This is a genomic window from Blautia sp. MSK18_10, assembly GCF_020553185.1.
Taxonomy (GTDB): domain Bacteria; phylum Bacillota; class Clostridia; order Lachnospirales; family Lachnospiraceae; genus Blautia_A; species Blautia_A wexlerae.
Window position 1 is genome coordinate 1 of the sequence record NZ_JAJCGT010000088.1, and the last position, 2,886, is coordinate 2,886.

General features: G+C 38.3%; 6 protein-coding genes. All 6 read left to right on the plus strand.

Going from position 1 to position 2,886, the window contains the following annotated elements; genetic code table 11:
* The first annotated feature begins 221 nt into the window (after positions 1-221).
* The 6 genes from LI074_RS16820 (at position 222) to LI074_RS16845 (ending at position 2,801) form a co-directional block, all read left to right on the plus strand.
* The gene (locus tag LI074_RS16820) at positions 222-389 is read left to right on the plus strand and encodes a hypothetical protein (RefSeq protein ID WP_330380745.1); all 168 of its coding nucleotides are present in this window, start codon (positions 222-224) and stop codon (positions 387-389) included.
* A 320-nt stretch (positions 390-709) separates the two neighbouring features.
* On the plus strand, positions 710-844 hold the full coding sequence (locus LI074_RS16825; RefSeq protein ID WP_255656390.1) for a hypothetical protein: 135 nt from the start codon (positions 710-712) through the stop codon (positions 842-844).
* Positions 845-883: 39 nt separating this feature from the next.
* Positions 884-1,384 carry a nitroreductase family protein gene (locus LI074_RS16830; RefSeq protein ID WP_055153831.1) on the plus strand — a complete coding sequence of 167 codons (501 nt, stop codon included), beginning with the start codon at positions 884-886 and terminating at the stop codon, positions 1,382-1,384.
* Between the two features lie 57 nt (positions 1,385-1,441).
* On the plus strand, positions 1,442-2,002 hold the full coding sequence (locus tag LI074_RS16835; RefSeq protein ID WP_055153833.1) for an NUDIX hydrolase: 561 nt from the start codon (positions 1,442-1,444) through the stop codon (positions 2,000-2,002).
* Positions 2,003-2,099: 97 nt separating this feature from the next.
* Positions 2,100-2,288: a hypothetical protein gene (locus LI074_RS16840; RefSeq protein WP_055153835.1), complete on the plus strand. Its 189-nt coding sequence runs from the start codon at positions 2,100-2,102 to the stop codon at positions 2,286-2,288.
* Between the two features lie 51 nt (positions 2,289-2,339).
* A complete protein-coding gene (locus LI074_RS16845; RefSeq protein ID WP_201927497.1) occupies positions 2,340-2,801 on the plus strand; it encodes a virulence RhuM family protein in 462 nt (153 codons plus the stop codon).
* The last annotated feature ends 85 nt before the right edge of the window (positions 2,802-2,886 follow it).

Below are 2,886 nucleotides of genomic sequence, written 5' to 3' on the forward strand. Positions count from 1 at the left end.
TTTCTTTTTCTCATAAAACATGACCCCTTTCGTGTAGGAATTGCTATAATTTTTACATTTTTATTGTATCATTGTATATGTGCAAACTGTATTTTTTAAATTACAAAATCCTGAGATAATTTTATGAGAACCAATTCTCTTCTCGGTGCATCTAATTAGTGTAAAATTAAAAAAGCAAACACGTGTAGTAATTCGGCTGGACAAAAGGAGAAGACAAAGTTATGACAAAAGATGTATTTATTAAGGAGGTTTGGGATGCAGAAGCCATGCTGTATCATATATCAAAGTCCATTCTGAAGAATGATTCTGATTGTGGGGATGCTGTGCAGGAAACAATTCTAAATGAAAAAAATGGAAGTAACGCCCCTTTTATGGTCATTATATCTTGATTATGATGAAGCCAAAAACATTGACCAGTGGCTTGAAGTGAGGGAGTAAAACTTTTTTCTGCGATATAGAAAAATCTTCCCATAATTAGATACAGCCTACTGGGACTATTCGATACTCGGAAGGGCGTTACGCCCACACCAGGGAGATGCGGTGAGTCCGCGCCGGGGACTTAATGATATCGGCGACATTTTAGACATTCGGAAGGATGTCACGGCTGACAGCCAGCATAAAACCGCTTTTTAAGACTATGAGCACTGGATAACAAAAAAAGTTGTCCGGTGCTGTTTTTTATATTATAGTGATGAATGGGAAAAGATAGATGGGAAAACAACAGGATAGAGAGAAAATCGTGCAGAAAATTAAAGTAGCTGCCGATCTGTACAGGAAGCTACCCTTCTGTAAAATACCGGAAGAGCTGAAAAAATTGAGGCTTTATAAAATATACATGCTATAATAGGATCAACTGAATGATTCGTAAAGGAGACGAAAAGTTATGAACAGTATTTTTCACAGAATCAGTGTAAGAAAATATGAAGACAAACCAGTAGAAAAGGAAAAAATCATGGAAATCCTGAAGGCGGGAATGCAGGCGCCAAGTGCATGTAACCAGCAGCCTTGGGAATTTTATGTGGTAACAGACAAAGAAAAAATCCAGAAATTGTCCAAAGTAACACCATACACCGGCTGTGCAGCAGGGGCACCTGCAGTGATCGTACCAGTCTATCATACAGAAGGACTTGTTGCACCATCTTTTGCACAGATTGACATGTCCATTGCTCAAGAGAATATCTGGCTGGAAACAGATACTCTTGGTCTGGGCGGAGTATGGTTTGGCATTGCTCCGATAGAAGAACACATGGAAGAAGTTCACAGACTTCTGGGTCTTCCGGAAAATGTAAAAGTTTTTTCTATGTTTGCACTGGGTTATCCGGCAGAGACAAGACCGCAGCAGGACCGGTTTGATCCAGAAAGAATTCACTTCATCGAAGAATAAAGAACTGACAGAGACATGACTGTTTGAAATTATTTACAAATAAAGAAGGAAAAATAGATGGAATTATTTGACGTTATAGACAGCAAAGGTAATCCTGCCGGACAGATTGTATCAAGGGAAAAAGCCCATGCAGAAGGAATTCCCCACAGAACAGCTCACATATGGATTATTCGGAAAAAAGAGGGCAAAGTGCAGATTCTTTTACAGAAACGCTCACAAAACAAGGATTCTTTTCCGGGAAAATTTGATACTTCCTCGGCAGGACACATCCAGGCAGGAGACGAACCACTGGAATCTGCACTTCGGGAACTGAAAGAAGAACTGGGAATCAGCGCAACACCGGAACAGTTGCACTTTGCCGGAACCTTCCCCATATCTTTCACAAAAGAATTTCATGGAAAAATGTTTCGGGATGAAGAAATTGCTTTTGTCTACATCTATCAGGAGCCTGTGAATACAGCGGAACTTGTTCTTCAGACAGAAGAAGTAGAGGAAGTTCAGTGGTTTGATCTGGAAGAAGTATATGAACAGTGTGGAAAACGCAGGGAGATATTCTGTGTGCCCGAAGGGGGCCTGGGAGTGGTGCGGAGTTATCTGAAAAGCATTGAAAAGAATTAGGCTGAAAGGAAAACGCCCTGGAGCACGTTTATTACTCATAATGAAAGTGGAACAAAGTAGAGTGCAATAATTTGATAATATTGTAGTGGGTATACATATGAAATTATTTATGAATAAGAATGAGAAATATGAAGAGCCTGAGGTTCACATGTTTTTTCATAAACAAACGAAAGAAGTAGAGCAGGTTGAGAAGTTTGTAAGATCTCTTTCTATTACCGTTCCGGTTCAATATGAGGATGAAATCTATAAATTATATCCGTTGGTCTGGATTCCAGAGCTACTATGAATCTGGATGCTACCATAAAAGGCACTAATGTTAGAGTAGGAGAAATTTATTATGAAAAATGAATTGATTTTGTTTGAAACGGCAGATAAGGAGATAAAACTTAATGTGTCTGTTAAAGATAGCACTGTATGGCTTAACAGAAATCAGTTAGCTGAGTTATTTGAAAGAGACGTGAAGACGATTGGTAAACATATTAATAATGCATTGAAAGAAGAGTTGGATAATTCAGTTGTCGCAAAATTTGCGACAACTGCTTTAGACGGTAAAATTTACCAGGTAGAGCATTATAATCTGGATATGATTATTTCTGTTGGATATAGGGTAAAATCTAATCGAGGGGTGGAATTTCGTAAATGGGCGAACAAAGTCCTTAAACAATATATTATCCAGGGATATGCAATTAATGAAAAGAGATTGGAGGCATTGCAGCGTACAGTAAGTATACAAACTAAAATGTTGGCATCAACCCTGGAAGTGATTACTTCTATGATTACTTTTGATCATCCGAGATAAAACGAAAACGCCCGAAACCCAGTAAATACACAATGTCATTAACTTAAAAGCAGAAGATATTTATTCCTAAAAGGATTAGATATCT